The organism is Acinetobacter sp. ANC_7511, from assembly GCF_056779975.1.
The window spans coordinates 102112-127512 of record NZ_JBWYIY010000006.1; the positions used below are offsets into that span (position 1 = coordinate 102112).

Annotated in this window: 25 protein-coding genes and 1 pseudogene; 20 read left to right on the forward strand and 6 right to left on the reverse strand. The window is 38.6% G+C overall.

The genetic code is table 11. The features are described from left to right. Positions 1 to 151 precede the first annotated feature (151 nt). The 7 genes from AC1M9L_RS05525 to AC1M9L_RS05555 all read left to right on the forward strand — a co-directional run bounded on the left by AC1M9L_RS05525 (position 152) and on the right by AC1M9L_RS05555 (position 10068). Positions 152 to 2290 carry a TonB-dependent receptor domain-containing protein gene (locus AC1M9L_RS05525; protein ID WP_481591562.1) on the forward strand — a complete coding sequence of 713 codons (2139 nt, stop codon included), beginning with the start codon at positions 152 to 154 and terminating at the stop codon, positions 2288 to 2290. Between the two features lie 281 nt (positions 2291 to 2571). After that, positions 2572 to 4863 (forward strand): TonB-dependent receptor, encoded by a 2292-nt coding sequence (locus tag AC1M9L_RS05530; protein WP_481587582.1) that lies wholly within the window; start codon positions 2572 to 2574, stop codon positions 4861 to 4863. Between the two features lie 64 nt (positions 4864 to 4927). After that, entirely contained in the window at positions 4928 to 5611 is a 684-nt protein-coding gene (locus AC1M9L_RS05535) for a Fe2+-dependent dioxygenase (RefSeq protein ID WP_481591588.1), read from the forward strand. A 317-nt stretch (positions 5612 to 5928) separates the two neighbouring features. Next, complete coding sequence (gene leuA / locus AC1M9L_RS05540) at positions 5929 to 7626, forward strand: 2-isopropylmalate synthase (protein WP_035265262.1); 1698 nt, start codon at positions 5929 to 5931, stop codon at positions 7624 to 7626. A gap of 101 nt (positions 7627 to 7727) precedes the next feature. After that, complete coding sequence (gene metX / locus AC1M9L_RS05545) at positions 7728 to 8888, forward strand: homoserine O-succinyltransferase MetX (RefSeq protein WP_035265259.1); 1161 nt, start codon at positions 7728 to 7730, stop codon at positions 8886 to 8888. Beyond that, positions 8888 to 9481, forward strand: coding sequence for a methionine biosynthesis protein MetW (gene metW / locus AC1M9L_RS05550; RefSeq protein ID WP_092766759.1), 594 nt, complete (start codon positions 8888 to 8890; stop codon positions 9479 to 9481). Before metX ends, metW begins: the two co-directional genes overlap by 1 nt. Then, positions 9478 to 10068: a tetratricopeptide repeat protein gene (locus AC1M9L_RS05555; protein ID WP_092766758.1), complete on the forward strand. Its 591-nt coding sequence runs from the start codon at positions 9478 to 9480 to the stop codon at positions 10066 to 10068. Before metW ends, AC1M9L_RS05555 begins: the two co-directional genes overlap by 4 nt. A gap of 42 nt (positions 10069 to 10110) precedes the next feature. Here the strand turns inward: AC1M9L_RS05555 and AC1M9L_RS05560 are convergent, their stop codons facing one another. Further along, the gene (locus AC1M9L_RS05560) at positions 10111 to 10566 is read right to left on the reverse strand and encodes a GNAT family N-acetyltransferase (RefSeq protein ID WP_481591563.1); all 456 of its coding nucleotides are present in this window, start codon (positions 10564 to 10566) and stop codon (positions 10111 to 10113) included. Positions 10567 to 10660: 94 nt separating this feature from the next. Here AC1M9L_RS05560 and rdgB point away from each other — a divergent pair, with 94 nt between their 5' ends. Continuing rightward, positions 10661 to 11290, forward strand: a complete 630-nt coding sequence (rdgB, locus tag AC1M9L_RS05565) for an RdgB/HAM1 family non-canonical purine NTP pyrophosphatase (RefSeq protein WP_481587585.1) — start codon at positions 10661 to 10663, stop codon at positions 11288 to 11290. On the opposite strand, the gene AC1M9L_RS05570 is transcribed toward rdgB, so the two are convergent. Beyond that, a complete protein-coding gene (locus AC1M9L_RS05570; RefSeq protein WP_481591564.1) occupies positions 11287 to 12162 on the reverse strand; it encodes an AEC family transporter in 876 nt (291 codons plus the stop codon). The two genes, rdgB and AC1M9L_RS05570, sit on opposite strands and share 4 nt — an antisense overlap. Before the next feature lie 172 nt (positions 12163 to 12334). Between AC1M9L_RS05570 and tatA the strand changes: the two genes are divergently transcribed. The 4 genes and pseudogenes from tatA (at position 12335) to AC1M9L_RS05590 (ending at position 16194) form a co-directional block, all read left to right on the forward strand. Further along, complete coding sequence (gene tatA / locus AC1M9L_RS05575) at positions 12335 to 12562, forward strand: Sec-independent protein translocase subunit TatA (RefSeq protein WP_035266725.1); 228 nt, start codon at positions 12335 to 12337, stop codon at positions 12560 to 12562. A gap of 15 nt (positions 12563 to 12577) precedes the next feature. Continuing rightward, positions 12578 to 12827 (forward strand): annotated as a pseudogene (tatB, locus tag AC1M9L_RS05580) (Sec-independent protein translocase protein TatB); the annotation flags it as partial. A 211-nt stretch (positions 12828 to 13038) separates the two neighbouring features. Further along, positions 13039 to 13821 (forward strand): twin-arginine translocase subunit TatC, encoded by a 783-nt coding sequence (gene tatC, locus AC1M9L_RS05585; protein ID WP_481591565.1) that lies wholly within the window; start codon positions 13039 to 13041, stop codon positions 13819 to 13821. 165 nt (positions 13822 to 13986) lie between these two features. Beyond that, complete coding sequence (locus tag AC1M9L_RS05590) at positions 13987 to 16194, forward strand: PhoX family protein (RefSeq protein WP_035266728.1); 2208 nt, start codon at positions 13987 to 13989, stop codon at positions 16192 to 16194. Between the two features lie 27 nt (positions 16195 to 16221). Here AC1M9L_RS05590 and AC1M9L_RS05595 read toward each other — a convergent pair whose 3' ends face one another. After that, positions 16222 to 17025: an NRDE family protein gene (locus tag AC1M9L_RS05595; protein WP_481591566.1), complete on the reverse strand. Its 804-nt coding sequence runs from the start codon at positions 17023 to 17025 to the stop codon at positions 16222 to 16224. 93 nt (positions 17026 to 17118) lie between these two features. Here AC1M9L_RS05595 and lgt point away from each other — a divergent pair, with 93 nt between their 5' ends. From lgt to msrA, 8 genes are all read left to right on the forward strand, one after another. Beyond that, entirely contained in the window at positions 17119 to 17934 is an 816-nt protein-coding gene (gene lgt, locus AC1M9L_RS05600; RefSeq protein ID WP_035266733.1) for a prolipoprotein diacylglyceryl transferase, read from the forward strand. An 84-nt stretch (positions 17935 to 18018) separates the two neighbouring features. Further along, positions 18019 to 18390 carry a hypothetical protein gene (locus AC1M9L_RS05605; protein ID WP_481591589.1) on the forward strand — a complete coding sequence of 124 codons (372 nt, stop codon included), beginning with the start codon at positions 18019 to 18021 and terminating at the stop codon, positions 18388 to 18390. A gap of 531 nt (positions 18391 to 18921) precedes the next feature. Then, the gene (locus AC1M9L_RS05610; protein ID WP_481591567.1) at positions 18922 to 19413 is read left to right on the forward strand and encodes a lipocalin family protein; all 492 of its coding nucleotides are present in this window, start codon (positions 18922 to 18924) and stop codon (positions 19411 to 19413) included. 192 nt (positions 19414 to 19605) lie between these two features. Beyond that, complete coding sequence (gene thyA, locus AC1M9L_RS05615; RefSeq protein WP_035266815.1) at positions 19606 to 20448, forward strand: thymidylate synthase; 843 nt, start codon at positions 19606 to 19608, stop codon at positions 20446 to 20448. Positions 20449 to 20541: 93 nt separating this feature from the next. Beyond that, the gene (locus AC1M9L_RS05620; protein ID WP_035266739.1) at positions 20542 to 21054 is read left to right on the forward strand and encodes a dihydrofolate reductase; all 513 of its coding nucleotides are present in this window, start codon (positions 20542 to 20544) and stop codon (positions 21052 to 21054) included. A 26-nt stretch (positions 21055 to 21080) separates the two neighbouring features. Next, positions 21081 to 22151 (forward strand): Lnb N-terminal periplasmic domain-containing protein, encoded by a 1071-nt coding sequence (locus tag AC1M9L_RS05625; RefSeq protein WP_481587592.1) that lies wholly within the window; start codon positions 21081 to 21083, stop codon positions 22149 to 22151. Between the two features lie 74 nt (positions 22152 to 22225). Next, positions 22226 to 22681: an META domain-containing protein gene (locus AC1M9L_RS05630; protein ID WP_035266743.1), complete on the forward strand. Its 456-nt coding sequence runs from the start codon at positions 22226 to 22228 to the stop codon at positions 22679 to 22681. Positions 22682 to 22764: 83 nt separating this feature from the next. Beyond that, a complete protein-coding gene (gene msrA, locus AC1M9L_RS05635) occupies positions 22765 to 23286 on the forward strand; it encodes a peptide-methionine (S)-S-oxide reductase MsrA (protein WP_035266744.1) in 522 nt (173 codons plus the stop codon). Positions 23287 to 23336: 50 nt separating this feature from the next. On the opposite strand, the gene AC1M9L_RS05640 is transcribed toward msrA, so the two are convergent. The 3 genes from AC1M9L_RS05640 to AC1M9L_RS05650 are packed head-to-tail and all read right to left on the reverse strand — an operon-like array spanning position 23337 to position 25203. After that, entirely contained in the window at positions 23337 to 23741 is a 405-nt protein-coding gene (locus AC1M9L_RS05640) for an ExbD/TolR family protein (protein WP_035266746.1), read from the reverse strand. Next, complete coding sequence (locus AC1M9L_RS05645) at positions 23741 to 24364, reverse strand: MotA/TolQ/ExbB proton channel family protein (RefSeq protein WP_180028347.1); 624 nt, start codon at positions 24362 to 24364, stop codon at positions 23741 to 23743. Before AC1M9L_RS05645 ends, AC1M9L_RS05640 begins: the two co-directional genes overlap by 1 nt. Positions 24365 to 24384: 20 nt before the next feature. Then, complete coding sequence (locus AC1M9L_RS05650; protein WP_092766747.1) at positions 24385 to 25203, reverse strand: energy transducer TonB; 819 nt, start codon at positions 25201 to 25203, stop codon at positions 24385 to 24387. Positions 25204 to 25401: the final 198 nt, after the last annotated feature.

Below are 25401 nucleotides of genomic sequence, written 5' to 3' on the forward strand. Positions count from 1 at the left end.
ATTTTTTTTGCTCACAAGGTTTGACCATATTCAATTCATTTTTCTTAATTATTGTTTGTTTTTTATTGCAAATGATAAAGTTTATCATTAATATTTGCATCAAATTTGATCATGCCCTCAAGCATCACTCATACCAGCGGAAGAACATAATATGAGTAAGTTTAAGCTTCAACCTCTTACAGTTGCATTATTCGCTTTGTCTAGCGGTGTAACATTTGCAAATACCACAAATGAAAGTAGTGCTCATCAACTTTCGACAATTGTCGTTTCTGCTGCGGGTTTTGAGCAGGATATTAAAAATGCACCTGCATCTATTAGTGTTGTAACTAAAGAAGATATTGAAAAGAAAAATGCGACAAGCATCGCTGATCTTTTATCAGATGTCCCTGGTATTGATATTCGTTCTGGAGTTGGGAAAACATCTGGCCTTAACGTTAAGATGCGTGGTCTTGGTAATGACTATAGCTTAGTTCTTATTGATGGACGCCGTCAAACAACCTCATCAGATGTAACACCTAATGGCTTTGGTGAAACCTCTAATAGTTTTTTACCGCCTCTAGCCGCTATTGAGCGAATTGAAGTTATCCGTGGACCAATGGCTACTCGCTATGGTTCAGAAGCAATGGGTGGTGTGATCAATATCATTACTAAAAAAGTTGCAGATCAGTGGTCAGCAAATGTCACAACGAGTGGCAACATTATGGAAAGTAATGCTGAAGCAGACTCTTGGAAATCTAGTTTTGTGATTAATGGTCCACTTATTAATGACCGCTTAGGTTTACAATTAAGAGGTAGCTATTTGGATCGTCAACGTTCTGAACGTATTGTTGAGGGTTCGACTAGCCGTGATCCACGCCCAAGTAAAGCAGATAATTATGATTATGGTGCAAAATTAGACTTTAAATTAGATGAACAAAATGCTTTATGGATTGATGGTTTTTATTCTAGCCAACGCTATGACAACACAGATCAACGTTTAGGAAACTTTATTTCTCGTGGTGGTATCGCAGGCTATAACGATGAGCTTGAGTTCAATCGAACTCAATTTGCACTTGGTCATGATGGTAACTATGATTTTGGTTTGTGGAAAACTTATCTAAGCCATAACACAACAGAGACCCAAGGTCGCACCATTCCAACAGATGCATTCCCAGAGTTAGCAGGTCAAGCTCGAAAACTCGAAAATAAAGATCTTGTGATTGACTCTCATATTATTGCACCAATCAAAAGTCATAAATTGACAGTTGGTACTGAATACAAAGATACAACCATTGCAGATGATATTGCAGGTATAGGAAAAGAATTTACACAGGATACTTGGTCTCTCTACGCTGAAGATGAATGGCAACTCAAAGACAACTTATTTTTCACATTCGGTGGTCGCTTCGAAGATCATAGCGGATTTGGTGGACAATTTAGTCCGCGGGCTTATTTAGTTTGGAACACCAATGATGCACTAACGATCAAAGGTGGCGTAAGTACAGGTTATAAAACACCATCCGCTAAGGATCTTTACGACGGAATCAATGGTTATAGTGGTCAAGGTGCTACACCGAGTCTTGGAAATCCAGATTTAGATCCTGAAACATCAATCAACTATGAGCTTGGATTTAATTATCAACCTTCTGATAATTTTAACCTTACAGCAACTGCATTCTTCAACGTTGTTGAAGACAAGATCGTTTCTAGAACGTTCAGTTGTAACACCAATGATTGCTCTAATCTTAGTGATAAAGCAACTTCTTATAGCAAGAGTTTCAACACGGATGAAGCAGAAATTTATGGTTTAGAGACATCCCTAAATTATCAAATTATTCCAGAATGGAGCTTAAAAGCGGCTTACACCTATACCGATTCAGAAATAACTAAAGGTCAAGACAAAGGATATGCTTTAGAGTCTACTGCGAAACATTTAGCTAGCCTAACATCTACTTGGCACATTAATGACTCTTTAGACCTATGGTTACAACATGAATATCAATCTGGTCGTCCTCGATTTACTAGTGAACCTACAGACGCTGGCTCAATTAGTATTTTGGAACAAACCAATAACGAATTTTCTGGTTATAATTTATTTAATCTTGGTGCAAGTTATCAACTGAACGATAAAATTCGTATTAATGCTGCAGTAAACAATCTATTGGATAAAGACTTTACTCAAAATATGGAATATGTAGATATTAACGGCGATCTTCAACAAGCTTATAAATATCTTTCAATTGGACGTAGCTCTGAAGGCACATACTTAGCTGGTCGTAACTACTGGTTATCTATTTCATATGATTTCTAATTCTAGGTAGATTCTCTCTAGTAAAACCCTGCGCTAGCAGGGTTTTTTATTTTATTAAAAATTAATTCCCTATCAAAAATAGCCATACAAAAATGTAGAAACTTTAATTTTTCCAATATTATTTAAATTCATTTACTTATACATAAAATATTACATTATTACATTTAAGCTTCCGTTATTTAGTTTAACTTAAATCGCAAATATCAATTTTAAGACCCGTTAAAGCTAAAAAAGAATCATTATTATTCTCAACCTGAAAACAAATTCATATCAGGTTGAACATGGCCTTTATCAAGACACGTAAAAAAATCGTTTCATCTGCAATAGCAACGTCATTGGCTGTTATTTCAGGTCAAACTTTCGCACAAGAAGATACAGCGCATTTAGAAACAATTAAATCAGAGGCTCAATCAGAGCAGTCATTTAAAGTCGACAAATCCTCAAACGCTAAATACGTTGCTCCCCTACTCGATACTCCCAAATCAATCTCTGTTATTTCTCAAAAACAGATACAAGATACTCAAGTGACTACGCTGTCTGATGCTTTAAGAACTGTTCCAGGAATTACACTTGGTGCGGGCGAAGGTGGCAACCCAAATGGTGACCGTCCATTTATCCGTGGTTATAACTCTGAAAGTTCAATGTACGTTGACGGTGTGAGGAACTCTACTTCTCAAAACCGAGAAATGTTTGCCGTTGAACAGGTTGAAGTCACCAAAGGCTCCGCCTCTACTTTAGGTGGTGGAGGTTCCACGGGTGGTAGTATTAACCTAATTTCCAAATTAGCCAAATCTGGAGATGCTTTCCAAGGCTCTGTTGCTGGCGGTACTGATGCTTATGCACGTATCACATTAGATGCAAATAAAGATTTTGGGAATGGTATTGCGACTCGTGTCGTGGCAATGGGTCACCAGAATGAAAAAGCGGGACAACATAATGGCGCTGAATATGAACGTGCTGGTATTGCACCAAGTATTAGCTTTGGGTTAGACACGCCCACTCGAGCGACACTAGCCTACTACTACCTAAAGTCTGCTGATAAGCCAGATTCAGGTATTCCATATAAATACGACACTGACAGAAAAGCGACCGTCGGCTCACCCGTTGATGTTAAACAGGGTACATACTACGGTTGGTTAAATCGTGATTTTCAAAAGCAAGAAAATCAAAGTGGGACCCTTAAGCTAGAGCACGATTTTAGCGAAAATCTAAGCTTGATGAATACTGCTGTCTATAGCAAATCAAAAAATAATTACTTATGGACTCAACCAGATGACAGTCAGGGCAACGTCGCAAATGGAAAAGTTTGGCGTCGTCTAAATACCAACCTAACAACCACTGACAGTTTTACAGATCAACTCGCATTAACAGGTAAACTCCAAACAGGCATCATAAAACATAATTTCAATTTGGGTGCTGAATACAGTAAACAAGATTCTGAACGCGGCACAAACATTGTAACCGACCCTAATACCACGTTAATAGGCGGTAGTGGTGCTAATAATGCATGCTCATTAAATATTTCAAATGGTTGGTGTACTGATCTTTATAACCCCAATTCGAATGATGCTTGGCTAGGTAAAGTTCAAGCTAATCCAAATGTCATGAAGATTAAATCTGAAACACAATCAGTATATGCCCTAAATAATATTGAGCTTAATCCTCAGTGGCTCCTTGACCTTGGTATTCGCTGGGATGAATTCGAAACTGAAATGAAATACAATCAAGATACTGGTTCAGGCACTTCAGCAATTCAAGCAGGAACAAAATATAATTCAAAACACGATTTCTTCAATTATCAAGCTGGATTAACCTTTAAACCAAGAGAAAATGGATCAATTTATGCAAGCTATGCGACTTCAGCTAATCCCGTTGGAATCGATGCTGGTAATGGTTCAGAAGGGTTAAGTGTCCCAGGACGAAATACGACTGATGCACAAGCAAGAGCAATTAACAACCTCAAACCTGAAGAAGTCAAAACCTATGAAATCGGAACCAAATGGGACCTTTTGAATAACAGAATTAATCTCACAGCTGCTATTTTCCGTACAGAAAAAGAAAATACTCGCGCTTTAGATAGTGATGGATTTACAAGAAATATTGGTGAGACACGTGTTGATGGCGTTGAATTAGGCTTAAACGGCAATATCACAAATAAATGGGCTTTATCTGCAGGATACACATATTTAGATAGTGAAATTGTTGATGCAGGTTATGTAAAAAATAGCGATGGAAGTTATTCGGCTAGCCCAACTAATGGTAACCAAGTCCAAAATGTCGCAAAACACTCTGCCACTTTGTGGACAACTTACCAAGTTCTCCCTAAATTACAATTAGGTGCTGGTGTTTTAGCTATGGATCGAGTGTATGGAGATGCTGCAAATACCAAATTTGTACCAGGCTATGTTCGTTATGACGCCATGGCTCGCTATCAAGTAAATTCAGATATTGATCTTCAATTGAACGTCAATAATCTCTCAGATACACGTTATTTCACGAAAGCTTATGCTTCGCATTATGCAACTGAAGCTGAAGGTCGAAATGCTGTATTGTCTTTAAATTTCAAGTTTTAATTTCATTTCAGCATAGCTCTATACAAGCTATGCTTTTCATCACCTAAAGCAGTGAGTGATCGTAGTGATTCATCATATTCCAAATATTCTAAGCCCTGAACAAGTTCGATATTTTCGTGAAGAAATGTCTAAAGTAGATTGGGTCAATGGAAAGGTAACAGCTGGAACACTCTCTGCAACAGTGAAACATAATCAGCAACTTTCCAATGATCATCCCCTGACCAAACATCTAGGTGATATTATTTTAGAATCCCTAGGTCAACATCCTTTATTCTTATCAGCAGCAATTCCACTAGATATCATCCCTCCTCTGTTTAATCGCTATGAAAAGCATCAATCATTCGGTTTTCATGTCGACAATTCGATTCGCAGAGTTCAAGGCTCACAAGAACGCTTGAGAACAGATTTATCTTGTACTTTATTCTTGAGTGATCCGCACGAATATGACGGCGGTGAATTAGTCATTGAAGATACTTATGGATATCACGAAGTCAAACTCCCTGCAGGAGATTTGATACTTTATCCATCTACTAGCTTACATGAGGTCACTTCTATCCAATCGGGTTGTCGCTTGGCATCATTTTTTTGGGTACAAAGTATGATTCGAGATGATTCAAATCGACATATGTTATTTACTTTAGATCAATCTATTCAGCAACTTCGTATGGAATTAGGGGATCAACATGAGCAAGTCATCAAACTCACGAGCCTCTATCACAATTTAATTCGAAAATGGGCAGAACTATAATTTATTTTTCACAGTTAATTTTTATAATGAAAAATATTATTAAAAAAAAATATATTGTGAAAAAAAATTTCACATTCATCATACTTTGATCTAAATCAGGGAATAATTCTCTTGAAGATCGCACTATACTAAAAGAAAGAATTTACAAGCACTGTGACGGTATAGCTAAGCTCTATATATTCAAAAGATTTTTAGGGAATTCAGCAAAATGATGCAGTAAGCCACTTGTAAATTGATAGAATAGACACAATCGATATAAATAGCGCAGTGCCTTTACACAAGACCCAAGCATGTTGTGCTATGAAAGGAGTTATCTCATGATGTTGGCTGATCCAAGCAAAAAATACCGTCGCATGTACCAACGTGTAGACTTACCTGACCGTCAATGGCCAAATAACGAAATTAATAAAGCGCCTATCTGGATGAGCACCGACCTCCGTGACGGTAACCAAGCTATTTTCGAACCAATGAACATTGAACAAAAGTTCAAGATGTTCCAAATGTTGGTGAAAATTGGTTTCAAACATATTGAAATTGGCTTTCCATCTGCCTCACAGATTGATTTTGACTTTACCCGTAAATTAATCGAAGAAAATCATATTCCAGATGATGTCTATATCGAAGTATTAGTTCAAGCTCGTGATCACTTGATTCAACGTACATTTGAATCATTACAAGGTGCCAAACGTGCAATTGTGCATATCTATAATTCAAACTCACCAACATTCCGTCAAAAAGTATTGAATGTTGATGTAGCGGGTGCGAAAGCCTTAGCGGTGAATGCGGCTCAAAAAGTGAAAGAATATGCAGCACAATATCCTGAAACTGAATGGGTGTTCCAATACTCTCCTGAATGCTTTACCGCAACTGAATTAGAAGTTGCAAAAGATGTCTGTGATGCAGTCACTGAAATTTGGGATGCTCGCCCAGATAATAAAGTTATCTTGAATCTACCCGCGACTGTTGAAGTTTCTGGGCCTCATGTTTACGCTGACCAAGTTGAATGGATGCATCGCAACTTACAACGCCGCGATGGTGTCATTATTTCTGTACACTGTCACAATGACCGTGGATGCGGTATTGCAGCATCCGAGTTAGCGATCATGGCTGGTGCTGATCGTGTGGAAGGTTGTGTATTTGGTAATGGTGAACGTACAGGTAACGTTGACGTTGCAGCGATTGCATTAAATATGTATACCCAAGGTGTCGCTCCAAATCTAGATTTTTCAAATATTAATGAAATCATTTCTACTATTGAAGAATGTACAGGTATACCCGTTCATCCACGTCATCCATATGCGGGTGATTTAGTATTTACTGCATTTTCTGGCTCACACCAAGATGCGATTAAAAAAGGCTTTGAGTTCCAGAAAAACGAAGAAATTTGGGACATGCCTTACTTACCAATTGATCCTAAAGATTTGGGACGTGATTATGACGCAGTCATTCGTGTCAATTCACAATCAGGTAAAGGTGGTATCGCATACTTGTTAGAGTCGAACTACAACGTCGTATTACCACGTCGCTTACAAATTGAGTTCTCGCAAGTCGTGCAACAGGTAGCTGACGAAGAAGGCGTAGAAGTTTCTGCTGAGCAAATTTGGAGTTTATTCCAAAGTACATATGTAAATCAGAAAGATAAACATTATGTCGCGAAAAACTATCGATTATCTGATGAAAATGGCAATCAAGTCATTGAATTAGATATTGAAGTCGGTGGTCAAGTTCAACATCTACGTGGTGAAGGCAACGGACCAATCTCTGCAATTTTAGATGCTTTACAGTTGCCAATCGATGTTGTGAACTATGAAGAACGTAGCATTGGTTCTGGTGCAAATGCTAAAGCGTTGGCACTAATTGAACTTCAAGTCAAAGGTACAGGTAAATCAGCATTCGGTGCTGGTGTACATGACAACATCGTGACTTCATCTATTGAAGGAATTATTGCATGTACAAATCGTTTAATTGATCAAGGTGTTTTGAGCACAGATCAAGTGATCGCTGCGGCAGTATAAATATTAGCAATAATATTTAGCACGAAAATGACTTTAGAAGGATACCCTCAAGTGGTATCCTTTTATTTATTCATACTTAAGATTTTAGGCGAATTTATCCTGTGTCTTTTCCAGCTGACTCAGTGGGCATTGTTGTTCCACAAAAGTTCCAATTTGAAGAACCACTCGCATTAGAATGTGGCCGCGTTTTACCACGTTTCGAATTGATGGTCGAAACTTATGGCACACTCAATGCAGATAAATCTAATGCAATTTTGATCTGCCATGCGCTTTCTGGTCATCATCATGCTGCTGGTTATCACCATGAAGATGATAAAAAAGCAGGTTGGTGGGATGCTTGTATTGGGCCAGGCAAAGCAATTGATACCAATACATTTTTTGTGGTGGCATTAAACAATATTGGTGGTTGTAACGGATCAACAGGACCAACCTCCCCAAATCCTGAAAATGAAAATCGTCCTTATGGTCCAGACTTTCCATTAGTGACCGTGCGCGATTGGGTTAAAACTCAAGCAATGCTGTCTGATCGTCTCGGTATCACTGTTTGGCACTCTATTATTGGTGGCTCTTTGGGAGGCATGCAGGCACTTCAGTGGTCTGTAGATTATCCTGACCGATTAAATAATTGTGTCATTATTGCCAGTGCACCTAAACTTTCAGCGCAAAATATCGCGTTTAATGAGGTCGCGCGCCAATCCATTTTGTCTGATCCTGATTTTCATCATGGTCGCTATTTAGAAAAAGACAGCTATCCTAAACGTGGTCTTATTCTAGCGCGGATGGTAGGTCACATTACCTACCTTTCTGAAGAAGCCATGAAACAAAAATTTGGTCGTGATTTAAAATCTGGCAAATTCATGTATGGTTTCGATGTTGAATTCCAAGTTGAAAGTTATCTTCGCTATCAAGGTGAACAATTTAGTCGTAACTTTGATGCGAACACCTACTTGATCATGACTAAAGCTTTGGATTACTTCGATCCTTCTCGTGAGTATGAACAATCTTTAGTTAAAGCAATGTCGAATACAAAATGTAAATTCCTTGTGATTTCATTTACTACGGATTGGAGATTCTCTCCTTCCCGATCTGTTGAGATTGTGGATGCATTGATTACCAATCATAAGCCTGTGAGCTATGTTGATATTGATGCAGAACAAGGTCATGACTCGTTCTTGTTTCCTATCCCTTTATATGTCAAAACTTTAAGGGCTTTCTTAGGTGGTGTAGACCATCTTGCTTCAACCCCTAAGGAGACCGTGTAATGCGTATTGATCAGAAGCTTGCAGAAAAATGGATTAAACCTGATTCAAGCATTTTAGATCTTGGTTGTGGCGATGGTGAGTTACTGGCTCATATGAGCAAAAAGCACAACATTCGTGCATACGGATTAGAAATCGATCAAGAAAAGATTGCAATTGCAGTCAGTCGAGGGTTAAATATCATCCAACAAGACTTGAACCTCGGTTTGGGACGCTTTGCAGACCAGTCATTTGACTATGTTGTCATGGCACAAGCTTTGCAAGCTGTAGATGCACCTGATGTGCTTTTGCGCGATATGGTGCGTGTTGGGAAACAAGCAATTATTACTTTTCCTAACTTTGCACACTGGAAAACACGCTCTTTCCTTGCTTTAAAAGGGAAAATGCCTGTTTCGGATGCCTTACCCTATATGTGGTATAACACTCCAAATATCCATCTGTGCACGTTTAAGGATTTCGAAGCACTTTGTGCTGAGAATCAAATTAAAATTATTGACCGTTTAGCCGTGAATGGGAATCAACAAGGGAGTTTGCTCAGCAAGCATATCCCGAACTTGTTTGGCGAGGTCGCGATTTATCGAGTGAGCGCTCTATGAAAAAGTTATTCTTAGGTACTTCATTATTTCTAGGCTTGTTGAGTTTCCAAGTTCATGCAGATTATGTACCTCAACAACCATCAACTTCTGCACTAGCTGCACAGTATTCACGTATGCCTGTATCTGAGCTCCAAAAAGCTGCTCGAGCAGGTCAACCGGCTGCCCAGTTTTATCTGGCAACACATTATCAACATGGTAAAGATGTTGCTAAAGACCTAAAGCAAGCTTTCGTTTGGTATAAGGCAGCAGCCGATCAAGGTATTTCATCTGCTCAGCTGAATGTGGGTCGTATGTATGCTGACGGTATTGGTGTTGCTAAAAATGAAACCTTAGCTCGCCAATACTTCGAAAAAGCAGCAAGTCATGGTGACAATCGTGCAAGCTTCAATTTAGCCGTTATGGAAGAGCAAAAGAAAAACTATATGGGTGCTTACCAATGGTATGAGCTTTCTACACGTGATGGCATGTTAGATAATAAAGTGATCAATATGTCTGAGACGAAAAAGACGGCTTTGGCTGCCAACCTGACACCAGAACAAATTCGTACTGCACGTGACCGTGCTGATCAATGGATTCAAAGCCGTTAATTACGCTTATAAGTTTGAAGAAAGCACCTATCGGTGCTTTTTTTATTCGATCATCTTCTTCATTCTTATGAATTTCATATCTTCGAATATTTCCACTTCACTCTGTGAAGTAAAACCTAATTTTTTATAAAAATGAACAGCCCCTATATGCGCATTGACTGTTATCTGTTGGATATCCGTTTGAGTTAATTGATCTAACACATAATTAAATAAATGAGTTCCAACGCCTTGAAATTGTAGATTTGGATGAACAAAAAAATGAAAAATATGGGCGGGTTGTTTGTAAGCAATCACCCCCACAAGCGACTGCTTTAATTCTGCAACAAAGTATTTTATCTCTTGATGATTGATGTGCGATACAAGAGCTTCTTTTGAAAATAGGGACTTACTTTTTGGCATTTCATCAAAGTAATTCAAAGCTAAAGCAATACAGGATGCAATATTTTCAGCATCAGCGATCTCGGCTTGACGAATATGAATGCTATTTAAATTTGTCATGTTTAATGATTGGTTATTTTAAAGATGAGTTCATCTGTATCATCGCAAATATCCGTTAGAATAGCTTCAAATTTGAAACAGAAAGTGATTCAACATGGCGTCTAAAGATTGGTTAGATCAAGGTACTTTGGTTTTAGCGAGCAACAATAAAGGGAAAATAGCTGAATTCGAAAAGTTATTTGAAGAATTAAAACTCCCTGTTAACGTTGTGCCTCAAGGACAACTGAACATTGAGGATGCGGTGGAAGATGGGTTAAGTTTTGTAGAAAATGCCATTATCAAAGCACGACATGCCTCTAAGATTTCGGGTAAACCAGCTATAGCAGATGACTCAGGTATTTGCGTCCCTGCACTTGGTGGTGCTCCTGGTATTTACTCTGCACGTTATGCTGGTGAGCATGGCGATGATGCTGCCAATAATGCTAAATTACTGGCGGATTTAGCACCATTACGTAACAATGGTGACGTGATTGAAGGGATGTTTGTGTGTGTACTCGCCTTAGTTCAACACGCTGAAGATCCTTTACCTCAGATTTTCCAAGGAATCTGGAAAGGTGAAATTTTGGAAGTAGCACGTGGCAAAAATGGTTTTGGCTACGACCCACTGTTTTGGCTACCTGAACTCAATATTAGTAGCGCTGAAATGACCAAAGAAGAAAAAAATAAGATCAGTCATCGTGGTCAAGCCATGCAGTTATTCAAAGCAAGCCTCGAAACGAACTAAACGATCAGTCCATGATAAACCATGGCAAATAAACCAATTGTCATGCAACTTACGATGGTACCCGCTGCGATATATTGGGCTGAAACGCCTGTTCCTGAATAATGTGTTTCTAAAGCAACAATATTCGCTGCGGGTGGCAATAAAAAAAACATAGACATCAGCGCAATAATAACCAGTTCGTGAGGAATCGGTAGAAGCAAATAGGCTACCGCACAGCACACTAAACCAAATAAAAATTTAATCAAAGCAAGTTTTAAACTTTCAATTAAGTCGGACAAGTGAATTTTTACTTGAGATAACCACATCCCAAGGATACACATCCCTGTAAAGGTCATTAACCACTTATCCAATATATACAATGATTGAATCATTGCATTCTGCTGAAAATGACTAACATTCCATAACGAAAGAAAACCAGCAACTAATAAAGCTAAAATCGGTGGAGAGAAAGTCAATTTTCTCAAAATCTCCATCGCAGACTGCTTTTCAGCACTTAATACGGTCACTGCACAAATATTACCAAAAATAGAGCCTCCGACATAAAGTGCAACCATAGGACTAGATGCTTGCGCACCAAAAATAGCGAATGCAAATGGAAAGCCCAGCCAAGCCATATTGAGGTAACTGGAACATAAGGAGACTAATTTGTCTTTTGTACGGTAATAAACAAATAAATACAGCAAAAATGAAGCGATAAAACTAAATAACATCAACCATATACTACCCTCTTGATAAAACACCATATTGTAAATAATGATGAGAGGAATCAGCACTTTCGCCAACAACATCGCCATAAAGGGACGAATTTTTTTTAAATATTCTACGCCAAAATAGCCGATAAGAAAGGAGACTAGTGGGAGTAGAAGAACCATATTAAATATGAAATAGATTTTTTCTCATCTTAGCACAACATCTATTTCACTTCAGGATAAGTCTCTTGCACACATAAGAAAGCCATGACTTCAAACTGAAATAATTCCGTCAACTTGCTGTCATAAAGAACTGTTGAAATCATTCAAGATCATTTTCAATAAGGAATATATCATGGCTGGATTATCAATTTGGCACGTACTTATTTTCGCAATTGTCGTTTTACTTTTGTTCGGTACGTCTAAGCTAAAAAATTTGGGTAAAGATGTTGGTGGTGCGGTTAAAGATTTTAAAAAATCAATTAAGGATGACGAAGACCAGAGCACATCTGCTCAATTAAAAGAACCACGCACGATTGAACATCAAACATCTCATGATTTGAATTCAACAGCGAAACATTAAAGGTAGGTAACAGTAATGCTGAATATTGGTATGGCTGAACTATTAATGTTTGGCATCATTGCATTGCTTGTTCTTGGACCTGAAAAGCTTCCTGAGGGTGCGCGATTTGCTGGTAAATGGTATGGCAAAATTAAACGTATGGTCAGCAATGTACAAAATGATATTGATCGTGAACTAAGAATGTCTGAACTTAAAGAACAAATGCAGACTGAAATGAAGCGCATTCAAGAATTAGAAGAAAAAATGAAAGCGCAAATGCAGGAAATTGAAAAACACACAGTATTAAGCGATGAATATTTAAATCCACCTATCCATCAACAGGTTCGCTCTGAAACAAGCCCTGTTTATGTGTATTTAAACGTTCAGCAAAGTACAGCAGTTCCTTTTAGAGGACACGCTACACCTAAGCAAAGTTTTATTCATATTCAAAATTCGGCGCAACACAATAAACCGTATGTAGTCTTAGCGGAGGCAGTATGAGTCACAATACTCTCCCAAATATCATCTCTTCAAATGAGGAAAATCCTCAGCTTGAAGAAATGCCAATAACCAAGCATCTTATTATTTTAAGAAAATATTTATTTAGAATAGTTGGGGTCATTCTCGTTTTATTCTTTTGTTTATTACCATTTGCAAATCAAAGCTATCAAATGATGTCTGAGCCTCTTAGAGCTCAACTCCCAATAAATTCATCAATGATTGCAACTGATGTCACCGCGACATTTATGGCACCATTTAAGTTAAACTTCTTCGTTGCTCTAATGATCGCCATGCCATTTATCATTTATCAAATATGGGCTTTTGTCAGACCGGCGCTTTATAAAAATGAGAAAGCTTTAGCTCTACCATTACTCATCGGAAGTATTACATTATTTTATGCAGGTGTTGCTTTTGCTTACTTTATAGCCCTCCCTTCGATTTTACATTTTTTCATTAGCGTTGCACCTGAAACGGTTGCACCCATGACTGACATTAATAGCTATCTGAGTTTCTGTTTAAAATTATTCTTGGTTTTTGGTTTAACTTTTGAAATTCCAATTGTGACTTTATTACTCATTATGATTGGGGTCGTTACCACAGAACAATTGGTTGAAAAAAGACGTTTTATTATTGTAGGTTGTTTCTTCGTTTCTATGTTTGTGACGCCACCTGATGCACTCTCGATGATTATGTTAGCGATACCAATGTGGATGTTATTTGAATTGGGACTTTTGTTTGGAAAATTACTCGAAAACAGAAGAGCAAAGTCAGTACTTTGATATCTTGACCCTTTTACACATAGGCGAGTCTGAAGACTCGCCTTTTTCATACTCTTTAAATAAAAGCTTAATTCAACTGACATAAATCTATCACTTGATTGTCATGATTCCGCATTAAGTTGTTTGTGACGCTAAAAACTACCAAGCAAGATGCTAGGAACGAACATGACTGATTTAACACCTTTTAACGATGATTACGATAGCAATGATTCGGGGAATCCAGAATTTCACCATTTACTTGAAAAGCAAATTACGCGTAGAGATCTCATTAAGAAGACTGCTGGTGGTGCAGTAGCATTGACAGTAGCGGCTTCAGTAGCAGGCTGTAACAGTGACGACAATGACAATAACAACTCAAATCCTTCTCTACCTGAATTCGACAAATCAAAAACGCCAACTGAACTAACATTTAAAGCGGTTGATAAAAATATTAAAAATGAATTCACAGTGCCTGAAGGATATGAAGCACGTGTTATTTATGCACTAGGAGACCCGCTTTTTGAAGGTATGCCTGAATGGGATGCAGATAATATTCCGAGTGGTGCTTCATTTACCATGCGCTCAGGCGAATGTCATGACGGTATGACATATTTCGGCATGAAAAATAGTCGTTATGATCAAAATGAGTCAAATGTAGGTTTACTGGTACTCAACCACGAATATGTAGATAACAAAGCGATTTTGCATCCAGCGAATAATACCATTTCAGCGGATATTCGTTCTGAAGATGAAGCATTACGTGAAATCAACTGTCACGGCGTTTCAGTGATTGAAGTACAAAAAAATCCTACAACTCAACAAGTCACTCTAAACAAACGCTCTGTATTCAACCGTCGAATTACAGCTGCAACACCGATCGATTTCGCTGGTCCTGTAAAAGGGCATGAATTGGTACAAACCAAGATCAGTCCAGAAGGCACATTTACATTAGGTACGATCAATAACTGTGGTAACGGTTATACGCCTTGGGGCACATACTTAACCACTGAAGAAAACTTTAACCAATACTTTACTCGCGATGATAAAGATCGTTCTGAAAAGGATTTGGAGTCGTTAAAACGCTATAAAATTGCTTCAAATAGTTCTTATAAGTGGCACACAGTTCAAGCACAACTGTTCCCTCAAGATGTTTATGAGCGCTGGTTAACTAAAGTCTCTGCATCTTCTGCAACTCAAGATTTTAGAAACTCACCAAATACATTTGGTTGGATTGTTGAAATTGACCCGTTTGATGGTCGTCAACGCCCAGTAAAACGTACAGCTCTTGGACGTTTTGCACATGAAGATTGTCGTGTCAGTCGTGCCATTCCTGGGCAACCACTAGCCTTCTATATGGGGGATGACTCTCAAGGCGAATATATCTATAAATTTGTTTCAGATGCGGTTTGGGACCCTAAAGATATCAACGGTGGTTATGCTGCTGGCGATAAATATATGAATAACGGTAAATTCTATGTTGCTAAATTTAACTTTAATGAAGCAACTCAAAAGACGTCTGGTGAGTGGATTGAACTCAATATCTCCAATCCATTAATTGCTAGTTATTCAAAATACAAATTTACAGATCAAGCTGATGTATTGGTAAATGCCCGTTTAGCAGGTGATGCAGTTGGTGCAACCAAAATGGATCGTCCAGAATGGGTTGCCGTAAACCCAGAGAATGGTGAGGTTTATGTCACCTTAACAAATAACTCATTACGTGGAAGTGAGCATACGATTGATGCTGCCAACCCTCGTAATTATGCTGATAATGATAAAGGTGGTAGTCCTCGCGGGAATATCAACGGACATATTATTCGTTTCCGTGAAACTGGTGATACTGTTACAGCAAAAACATTTGTATGGGATATCTTCTTATTTGGCGCAGAAGAAGATTCACTTCCGGGTGTAAACCTATCTGGACTCACATCAGCAAATGATTTCTCAAGTCCAGATGGCCTATGGTTTGATCCACGTGGTGTCTTGTGGGTACAGACTGATGATGGCGCTTATACAGATGAAACGAATTGCATGATGCTCGCTGCACTTCCAGGTCAAGTAAGTGATGGTAAAGTGACTTCTGCAAATGCTGGTTCAAATAATGCCACTCAACTTACTCCTGCTGGCGCACAGCTTGATGATTCAAAGTTACGTCGTTTTTTAACAGGCCCTTCAGGCTGTGAAATTACAGGTGTAACGATGACACCAGACTATAAAGCTATTTTTGTGAATGTTCAGCATCCAGGTGGCACTTGGCCTGCAAATCACAGCAACACTATCAGCGGTGGTAAAGGTACACGTCCTCGCTCTGCGACGGTCGTGATTACACGTAAAGATGGTGGCGAGATTGTTGGTGAAAGTCTAGAAAAGAAAGAAAACACTCCTGCTGCTTAATTCAAACATTGAAATAGAAAATGCCGACTACGATGTCGGCATTTTTTTTGAGAGATTCAGATCAATTTTGACTATGTGATTCTGATGTTCACCTTGCTGCGTTTTTTCAAGCCAAGTCCATTGGTTTCTTTTCAACAACAGGTAGTTTGAGCATCGTGTTCCATATATCGGGCTTTGTATAAAAGTAGAAGATAACAGCTGCTCCATTTCCACTGATATGCCCGTTTGAGGTAATAAGTCTAAATCAATTTTTCTTTCATCTTGTAAGATATCCCAAACGGCGTACTCTAAATCATACGCTTTTTGAGCATTGGGATTTAATTGCAATAATGGTAAGAACTCTTGTGTGAAGCGTTTACGCAAATGTTTGGTTTTTTCCCATGGATCACTTAATACACCATTGGAAACCACATATACACCTTTGGCAAGCACTTGTGGAGATTCACCACGATTACTCATATAAACCGCTTGATCAGAGGTTCCGATAAAAAGGTTAAATCCAGCGTAATCACATTGCTTTTTTTCTAATTCTTGGGCGAATCGGATCGGTGCTAAATCGGATTCCAGATATTGCTGAATGATATGTCCTCTTGAAGTTGGATATTCCTTCTTATCATTTGCATCACGGTAATTTGTCACAAGTGCCCAACGCCCTGCAGCAGTAATCCCCATCCATGTCCCACCAGATTGTAAATCTTGACCTGCAATAATTGGGCTATTTTCCCACTTATGAATTTGTGAAGCAGGTCGGTGATAAAACTCATCCCGATTTGAAATTAAGCATAATGGTGTTTCATCCAACACTTGCCATGCGATTGCTACAATACACATCGTTGCATCCTTAGAACTTTACACATTGAATGTACAACATTTTTTCAGTCTTTCCGTTAGAATCGACACAAAACATAATATAAAGGAAAAGCAATGCTGACCTATCCTTCTATTGACCCAGTGGCAATATCTGTGGGTCCATTACAAGTTCACTGGTATGGACTCATGTATCTACTCGCATTTTTATTTGCTTGGGGCTTGGCAACATTCCGTGCTAAGCAACGAGGATGGACACCAGACATGGTCTCTGATCTCATCTTTTACGGTGCATTAGGTGTCGTGATTGGTGGTCGAGTAGGCTATGTGTTCTTTTATGGTTTTGATCAATTCCTTGCAAATCCGATATGGTTATTCCAAGTTTGGACAGGTGGCATGAGCTTCCATGGCGGCTTCTTAGGTGTCATGTTGGCCATGTTATTGTGGTGTAAAAAATACAAAATGACTTGGTTCCAAACACTGGATTTTATTGCCCCATGTGTTCCAACAGGTCTGATGTTTGGTCGTATTGGCAACTTTATTGGCGGCGAACTTTATGGCCGACAAGTCACAGATCCAAATTTCGCATTGGGTATGATTTTCCCTACAGATCCTTTACAACTCGTACGACATCCATCCCAACTTTACCAAGCACTCTGTGAGGGTTTGATTCTTTTTATTGTTCTGTGGTGGTTTAGTTCTAAACCTCGTCCACGCATGGCTGTTTCTGCCCTCTTCTTAATTGGATATGGCATCGCTCGCTTCACAGTTGAATTCTTCCGTGAGCCAGATAATGGACAATTATTTATCGGATGGATGAGCAAAGGACAATTCCTTACAGTTCCAATGATTCTCATCGGGCTATGGATGCTTTGGTATGCCTACCAAAAGAAAGTATATGACTGGGGTCCTCTACAAAATAATGGCAAATAAGTAAATCATGCCCTCAAAGGTGAACATCTTGTTCACCTTTTTTTGTGCTAGAGTTTTGACTTATTTACTTTGATTCAGATTACTATGCTCGAGTTTTGGTTTGATCCTAAAGTTTCAATACAACACAAAGCTTTATTTTTTATTTTGATTACGAGTGCTACCGCTACGTTATATTGGATGCAACCGCTTAACTTCGATGCGATCCTAATGTTTGTGGGCACAGGTATCGTTTTTCTTATTTGCCGTTACTGTAAAATTCATTTCGCTTCACACCATCCAACAGGGTTGATGTACCGATTATTTACTTGGATTCCTATCGCTCTGCTACTTGCCTTAATTTTCATACATGCAAAGGATGGAGAAATTCTTTTACCTGGTGCTCAAGGATTAGGATTTATGGCTTTATCTATTTGCTTATTTTCTCCACTGTCACTACTTCATCAACATCAGCATTAAAACGTCATTATGTTAAATTTCTGGTATTCGGAACGATGCACACGCACGATTAAATTGATCATTTGTATATCAACGTGTGTAGTGATTCTGTTGACAGCTGAAATTAAAAAACTTGATTTTCTATCGACACTAATGAGCTTATGTTTAGGCTTAAGTCTACACATTATTCATCATGTTTTGATCCAATCTAAGCGTCTAAAGCATCAGCTGAAAGCATATTATGCTTTTAGTCCTTTCATCTTGATTGTATTTTTTATCTTCATGCTTTCAGCGCTGAACTTTCAAAATAGCAGAGAGTTTTTTGCACTTTTTGTACAACTCATGGGTTATAGCGCAGTGGGATTATTCGTAGTGAGTTTATATGCATCTCGTACACCCCGCTGAATTTCAAAACAACTAAGCAAATGAAAATAAATATAAAATTAATCACACTCACTTAACGCTTTGCTACAGAACAGTATTATTTCTACTCCAAAACTGTGCCTATACTCAAAGGATGTATCTAATTTAGATTAAATGGAGTAAATCATAATGAGTCAAAATTTAACGACCGTATCTAACTTCCAACTTGAACGCTATTTAGGTACTTGGTATGAGATTGCACGCTTACCAATGAAGCATCAACCTGAAGACAGTACGGATATTTCGGCAGTCTATACCTTAAACAGCGATGGAACTGTACGTGTTCAAAATCGTTGTCTTGATGGCAACAAAGAACTGGATGAGTCTATTGGCGAAGCCACAGTTGTAGATGCTGAACATGGCAAATTAGAAGTCAGCTTTTTGCCTGAAGGATTTCGTTGGATTCCATTCACTAAGGGTGATTATTGGGTACTTAAGATCGATGAAAATTATCAAACTGCTTTAGTCGGTGAACCTAATCAAAAATATCTTTGGATTCTGCACCGTGAACCTGTGTTAAATGAATCTATCAAGCAAGCGTATCTAGCATATGCTCAATCCATTGGTTATGACCTAAGCGATTTAATTCATACTGTACATACAGGACACAAAACTGTTTAAGCCCTAAAATTTTGTGTTAAATGAGAGCACCCTAAAGGGTGCTTTCTTATTTCTTTAATTACTCGCTTTCAAAGAGTCTATTCCGTAAGGAAGATATTAAAATGCATGCTGCTTTAGTATAAACTGATGCCAATGAAATTTTTGGCATTGGTTTATTCTTCAAATGCCACATTCAAATCGATCAGGACATTTATGAAAGCGTATTTAGACCTACTACAACATATCCTCGACAATGGCGGTGATAAAGGTGACCGTACTGGTACAGGTACTCGTTCTGTATTTGGTCATCAAATGCGCTTTGATCTTTCTAAAGGTTTTCCTCTACTGACCACAAAGAAAGTTCACTTCCGTTCAATCGTGATTGAATTACTTTGGTTCCTTAAAGGTGATACCAATGTTAAATATCTGCAAGATCATAAAGTTACAATTTGGGATGAATGGTCGACAGCTGAGCAGACTGCTCGTTTTGGACGTCCTGAAGGAGAGCTAGGTCCAGTATATGGACACCAATGGCGTAACTTTGGTGCAACTAAAAAAGACGATGGTTTATACGAGCAAGATGGTTTTGATCAAATCAAATGGTTAATTAATGAAATTAAAACCAATCCAAACTCCCGTCGTTTAATCGTATCAGGTTGGAACCCAAAAGAAGCTGGACAAGTGGCACTCCCTCCTTGTCACACGCTTTTCCAGTTTTTTGTTCAGGATGGAAAATTATCATGTCAGCTTTATCAACGTAGTGCTGATGTTTTTCTTGGCGTTCCATTTAATATTGCAAGTTATGCACTTCTCACCCATATGATTGCGCAAGTCTGTGATCTAGAAGTCGGTGATTTTGTTTGGACAGGTGGTGATACTCATCTTTACGCCAATCATTTCGAGCAAGCACAACTTCAATTAACACGTGAACCACTTCCATTGTGCCAACTCAAACTGAATCCCGAAATTAAAGATATTTTTGATTTCAAATTTGAAGATATTGAAATCGTAAATTACGAATCGCATCCTGCAATTAAAGCACCTGTTGCGGTTTGATTTTAACTAATGTCTTTTGGGATCACAGTTGATACTAATCGTGATCCAACTTTACATTTCCCTCTTTAACTCATATTCGCTGGAAGAATAATCATGGCATTTCAAGGTTTAGAAGTCGTACACGTCGTTGCAATGGATCAGCAACGTTGTATTGGCAAAGGAAATGATTTGCCATGGCATATTTCAGCTGATCTCAAACATTTTAAAGAAATTACCCAAGGTGGTGTTGTGGTGATGGGACGTAAAACACTTGAGTCTATGGGTAGAACGCTTCCTAAACGTGTAAATTGGGTCATTACACGAGATACGTCATGGCAATTTGAAGGAACAAAAATCGCGCATACAATCGAGAGTGCACTTGAGCAGGCAGTCCATGATGTAAAAGCTTCAGAAAAGCCTGGATCTATTTTTATCATAGGTGGTGGAGAAATTTTTAGCCAAACGATCTCTATTGCGGATCGCTTAGAACTCACGCATGTTGAATTAGACGTTCAAGGTGATGCTCATTATCCTGAGATTCCACCTGAATTTAAAAAAGTGGCATCAGAGCAACACATTGATGACAAAACAAATATTGCATTTGAGTTCGCAACCTACCAAAAATAAAGCTTTCTTACATATAGCCAATAACAATGCATAACATCGGTAAAAGAGAGTTTATTCTTGCGCTTGCAAAGGGAGCTTTTCACTCCCTATTTAGTTTATTTGTCATCTTCTCTTCAATTTGGTTATGTATGGCCTTATGGGTTCAAGAGCCATTTGGCTGGTTAGTCAGTCGTATTATCATTGGCTTTTGGGTCGCTTTTGCCTTAAGTGTTTTAGGCATATATGCAACACAACATTTTTTCAGCCGTAGTAAAGATGTTGTCTTATACATTGTCTTTTTTGCGTTCAGTTTAGTTTGGTATTTTAGTATCCCTGCCAAACAAGACCGTGAGTGGAATCCTGAAGTCGCAAGAATTCTCAATTATGAACGTCAAGGTGATTGGGTCACTTTACACAATGTGCGTAATTTTGCATGGAATGAAGACGGAACCTATCAAGAACGCTGGGAAACACGTCAAATTGATTTGAATCAAATCAGTGGCATTAACATCATTACTTCATATTGGATGGGACCACAAATCGCCCACACTTTAGTCAGCTTTGATTTCAAAAACTCTAAACCACTGACCTTTTCGATTGAAATTCGCAAAGAAAAAGATGAAGAGTTTTCTGCTATTGGTGGTTTTTTTAGAAAGTACGAAGTCAGTTTAGTTGCTGCTGACGAGAAAGACATTATTTATACACGTAGCAATGTACGTAATGAGCAGGTCTATTTTTTCCCAATCAACATGGAAGCTGCTGAAATGAAAGCTTTATTTGAGGAATATTTAGAGCAAGCAGATAAACTTAGTCAAGAACCAAAATGGTATAACACCTTGACCAGTAACTGCACCACTTTGGTTTTTGATATGGTTCAAGCGATTTCCAAACATGAACTGCCAGTGGACTACCGATTATTAGCCTCAGGTTATTTACCTAATTATCTGTATGACTTAGGGGCATTACAACATCATTGGGATATCAAAACATGGTACAACAAGGCACATGTCAACCCAAGAACAGACCAATTTAATCAATTTAAATATCAAAGTAGTGAAAATTATTCAAAATTGATTCGTCTGGGTCTCCCTCAGAGTCAGCCAGAGCTTGCACCTTAGCGTATCAGTTGATATACATAAAATTGACTTGAATTTAATTTACATTAGAAAGAAATAACACAGGGGCATTTCATATGTTAAAACAACTTTTAGCCGTATCCGTTATAGGCTCAGCATTACTTTTTACAGCATGTACCACAACACCATCTGCTGAAAAGCAACAACAAGCACTTAATCAATTGCAAAATAAAACTTGGATTTTGACACATATTGGCGCAACAGAATTTAAGACCGACCCTACTGCACACAATGTTCCAAGTATTCAATTTGATGCAGCATCTAGTCGTTTGAGTGGTGCAGATGGTTGTAACCGTTTTATGGGTGCATATAGCATTAAAGCTGACAAAATTAGCTTGAGTGAAGTTGCAACTACACAAATGATGTGTGTGAATACTCAAGAACTTGCAAATCGCTATAATGCTGCCTTGGCAAAAGTCGCGGCATTCCAAGTCTATGACAAAACGCTTCGCCTACTCGATGAGAATGGTAATCCAGTATTGCAGTATGAGTCTGCAATACAACCGCGTTAACAGTTAAGCAACCATTTCACTGGTTGCTTTTTTCATTCTACACCCCATTATTTCAGTCATTGCAACTCAATAAGGTGAATCCCATGCAACAAGCTTTGCTCGGTGGCGGATGCTTCTGGTGTGTTGAAGCAGTTTTCCTTCAACTCAAAGGTGTCACTAAAGTCGTGAGTGGTTATGCGGGTGGGTATACGGCCAATCCAAGCTATGAGGACATTTGCAAAGGAGACACCCATCACGCAGAAGTGGTTTTAGTGGATTTTGATGAAAGTCAAATTAGCTTTGCTCAATTGCTTGATGTATTTTTTGCAACACATGATCCAACCACACTCAATCGCCAAGGTAATGATATAGGTACGCAATATCGCTCTGTCATTTATTATTTTAATGAAGAACAGCGCCAGATTGCAGAGAAAGCGATTCAACAGTTAAAAGCAGAAGGTTTAGATATTGTTACAGAACTAAGCTCAGTACCGACCTTCTACCCTGCTGAAGAATATCATCAAAATTTCTTTGCTCGTAACCCGACTCAGGGCTACTGCAATTTTAGTATCCCACCAAAACTTTTAAAGCTTCGCTCTAAATTTGAAGGTTTACTCAAAGACTAATACAGGTATAAAAAAAGCGACCTTATGGTCGCTTTTCTCATGTTAATCAGTTAATTATCTGTGGCAAAGGCAATGTCAGCAAGCCCGGCTTCGCTTGCACGTGACATCACTTGAGCAACAGTATCGTAACGTGATTCTTTATCTGCTTTAAGAATAATTGTCGGTTGTTGTGCTGAACCACCGGCATCGTTAAATCTTTTTTGCAATTCATCTAAGCTGATAATTTCTGAATCCCATGCAATCTCACCCTGTGAGTTAATGCTTACTTGAATCGATTCAGGTGGCGGATCAATGATATCCGCTGTCGTTTTTGGTAAAGTTAATGGAATTGATGGGTTAGCAACGGTCGCTGTCACCAAGAAGATGATCATCAAAACCAACATAATGTCAATTAACGGGATGAGGTTCATCTCCGTCATGCCTGTATCGTTGTCTTCACCCAATTGAAAAGCCATTAAGCTTGACCTCCAACGTAACTTTCTTGAGTCGCTTTCACTTCAACTTTTTGCGCAGAAGAATCTTGTTGCAGCATCGTGTCGATTAAAAGACTGTGAGCATGATCTTGTAGTTCATTACTTAATGTACGATTAAAGCGAATACAAATGTTGTATGCGATCACTGCTGGAATAGCTACTGCTAGACCAATACCAGTCATAATCAGGGCTTCACCCACAGGGGTTGCAACTTGTGCAAGTCCTGCTTGACCGCTTTTACCTACTGCAACCAATGCATGGAAGATTCCCCATACTGTACCAAATAGCCCTACAAATGGTGCAAGTGAGGCAATTGTTCCGAGTACAGCAACACCTTTTTCAGCAGATGCTTTTTCCAAAGCAATCTGACGCAATAAAGCTTGCTCAGCAACAGCTTTACGTTGTTCAAATCCCAAAGGAGCGAGTTTTGCTTTCAATCCTGCTAATGCTTTAGAGAGTTGAGCATAAGCAACTTCTTTCAGTTGACGTGTTCCCATCACACGTAAAACGACAATTGTCCATGTCGCAATAGACATTGCGAGTAAAACGAAATAAAGCGTCTTACTGACTGCATCAGCATGTTGCCAATAAACTGAAAAGTTCATACTCGAACTCCTAATAAAAGTTAGCCGTTAGAATTCAACTTAAGTTCAAATGGTTGTTCCGCTCTAAACGGATAAGCCACGCCATTTTCCTTATAAGGTCTGAATTTTGCATTACGCACCGAGCGTAAAATCTTTTGATCAAGCGAATCAATTCCACTTGATTTTGTGATTCTGGCATTCACTACATTACCGTTAGTGTCCGCTTCAATCGATACTACAACAGTACGATCAGAACCTTGTAAATCTCGGTTGGTATATGATGGCTTCGGTGTACGAGACCATGATATTTGCCCAATACTTAAATTCTTTGGTGTATTACGTGCTTGCTGCTCACGACGTTCTTGTTCGCGTCTTTCATTTTCCAAGCGCTCACGTTCTTGTTGCTCACGTAGCTGTTGGTCACGCAATGCTTGCTCACGTCGCTGCTGTTCAAGCAACTCACGATTTTTACGTTCTTGCTCTAAACGCTGTTGTTCCTGCTTTTGCTTTTCTAATTTATCTTCTTGAACAATTGCTTTTTGTTCGACAGGTTTAGGCTTTTCAGCAATGACTTTGGGTTTAACCACAGGAGGTGGTTCAACGACTTTAGGTTCTGGTTTTGGTTGAACTTGAGGTTTCACAGGTTCAACAGGAGGTGGCGGCGGTGGCGCATCCTCTTTTATCTGAACAAAACGAACCTTAATTGGATCCTTATCAATAGGTTTTAATTCAGGTGTTTTCATCTGACTCACGGCAAATAAAACACCAATATGCCCGATCACCACTGCAATGAGCGAAGTAAGCACTTTCTTTTTCATTGAGATTGGATTTTGCATCATAGGAATGGGAGATGGGCTCATTAAAATTTATGATCTGATATACATTGACGCTGTCTTCATAAGGAAGATTTCAATCAAACTTATCGGTTAGTACAATTAAAGTACGCCAATAATAAATGAGAAGTGTTTTCATTTGCAACTATTAATTCTGCAGTTTTGATGAGTTTTTTTGATCATCAATAAAAAAGGCATGCTCATGCATGCCTTAATAAATCAGTG

Bases quoted from the DNA above. Each gene is read 5' to 3' on its own strand.
- thyA (WP_035266815.1), top strand. From the start codon at position 19,606: ATGAAAGCGTATTTAGACCTACTACAACATATCCTCGACAATGGCGGT.
- rdgB (WP_481587585.1), top strand. From the start codon at position 10,661: ATGGCGTCTAAAGATTGGTTAGATCAAGGTACTTTGGTTTTAGCGAGC.
- lgt (WP_035266733.1), top strand. From the start codon at position 17,119: ATGCTGACCTATCCTTCTATTGACCCAGTGGCAATATCTGTGGGTCCA.
- AC1M9L_RS05595 (WP_481591566.1), bottom strand. From the start codon at position 17,025: ATGTGTATTGTAGCAATCGCATGGCAAGTGTTGGATGAAACACCATTA.
- AC1M9L_RS05610 (WP_481591567.1), top strand. From the start codon at position 18,922: ATGAGTCAAAATTTAACGACCGTATCTAACTTCCAACTTGAACGCTAT.
- tatA (WP_035266725.1), top strand. From the start codon at position 12,335: ATGGCTGGATTATCAATTTGGCACGTACTTATTTTCGCAATTGTCGTT.
- AC1M9L_RS05555 (WP_092766758.1), top strand. From the start codon at position 9,478: ATGAAAAAGTTATTCTTAGGTACTTCATTATTTCTAGGCTTGTTGAGT.
- AC1M9L_RS05650 (WP_092766747.1), bottom strand. From the start codon at position 25,203: ATGAGCCCATCTCCCATTCCTATGATGCAAAATCCAATCTCAATGAAA.
- leuA (WP_035265262.1), top strand. From the start codon at position 5,929: ATGATGTTGGCTGATCCAAGCAAAAAATACCGTCGCATGTACCAACGT.
- AC1M9L_RS05590 (WP_035266728.1), top strand. From the start codon at position 13,987: ATGACTGATTTAACACCTTTTAACGATGATTACGATAGCAATGATTCG.
- msrA (WP_035266744.1), top strand. From the start codon at position 22,765: ATGCAACAAGCTTTGCTCGGTGGCGGATGCTTCTGGTGTGTTGAAGCA.
- tatC (WP_481591565.1), top strand. From the start codon at position 13,039: ATGAGTCACAATACTCTCCCAAATATCATCTCTTCAAATGAGGAAAAT.
- AC1M9L_RS05560 (WP_481591563.1), bottom strand. From the start codon at position 10,566: ATGACAAATTTAAATAGCATTCATATTCGTCAAGCCGAGATCGCTGAT.
- AC1M9L_RS05630 (WP_035266743.1), top strand. From the start codon at position 22,226: ATGTTAAAACAACTTTTAGCCGTATCCGTTATAGGCTCAGCATTACTT.
- AC1M9L_RS05645 (WP_180028347.1), bottom strand. From the start codon at position 24,364: ATGAACTTTTCAGTTTATTGGCAACATGCTGATGCAGTCAGTAAGACG.
- metW (WP_092766759.1), top strand. From the start codon at position 8,888: ATGCGTATTGATCAGAAGCTTGCAGAAAAATGGATTAAACCTGATTCA.
- AC1M9L_RS05625 (WP_481587592.1), top strand. From the start codon at position 21,081: ATGCATAACATCGGTAAAAGAGAGTTTATTCTTGCGCTTGCAAAGGGA.
- AC1M9L_RS05620 (WP_035266739.1), top strand. From the start codon at position 20,542: ATGGCATTTCAAGGTTTAGAAGTCGTACACGTCGTTGCAATGGATCAG.
- AC1M9L_RS05525 (WP_481591562.1), top strand. From the start codon at position 152: ATGAGTAAGTTTAAGCTTCAACCTCTTACAGTTGCATTATTCGCTTTG.
- AC1M9L_RS05570 (WP_481591564.1), bottom strand. From the start codon at position 12,162: ATGGTTCTTCTACTCCCACTAGTCTCCTTTCTTATCGGCTATTTTGGC.
- AC1M9L_RS05605 (WP_481591589.1), top strand. From the start codon at position 18,019: ATGCTCGAGTTTTGGTTTGATCCTAAAGTTTCAATACAACACAAAGCT.
- AC1M9L_RS05530 (WP_481587582.1), top strand. From the start codon at position 2,572: ATGGCCTTTATCAAGACACGTAAAAAAATCGTTTCATCTGCAATAGCA.
- AC1M9L_RS05640 (WP_035266746.1), bottom strand. From the start codon at position 23,741: ATGGCTTTTCAATTGGGTGAAGACAACGATACAGGCATGACGGAGATG.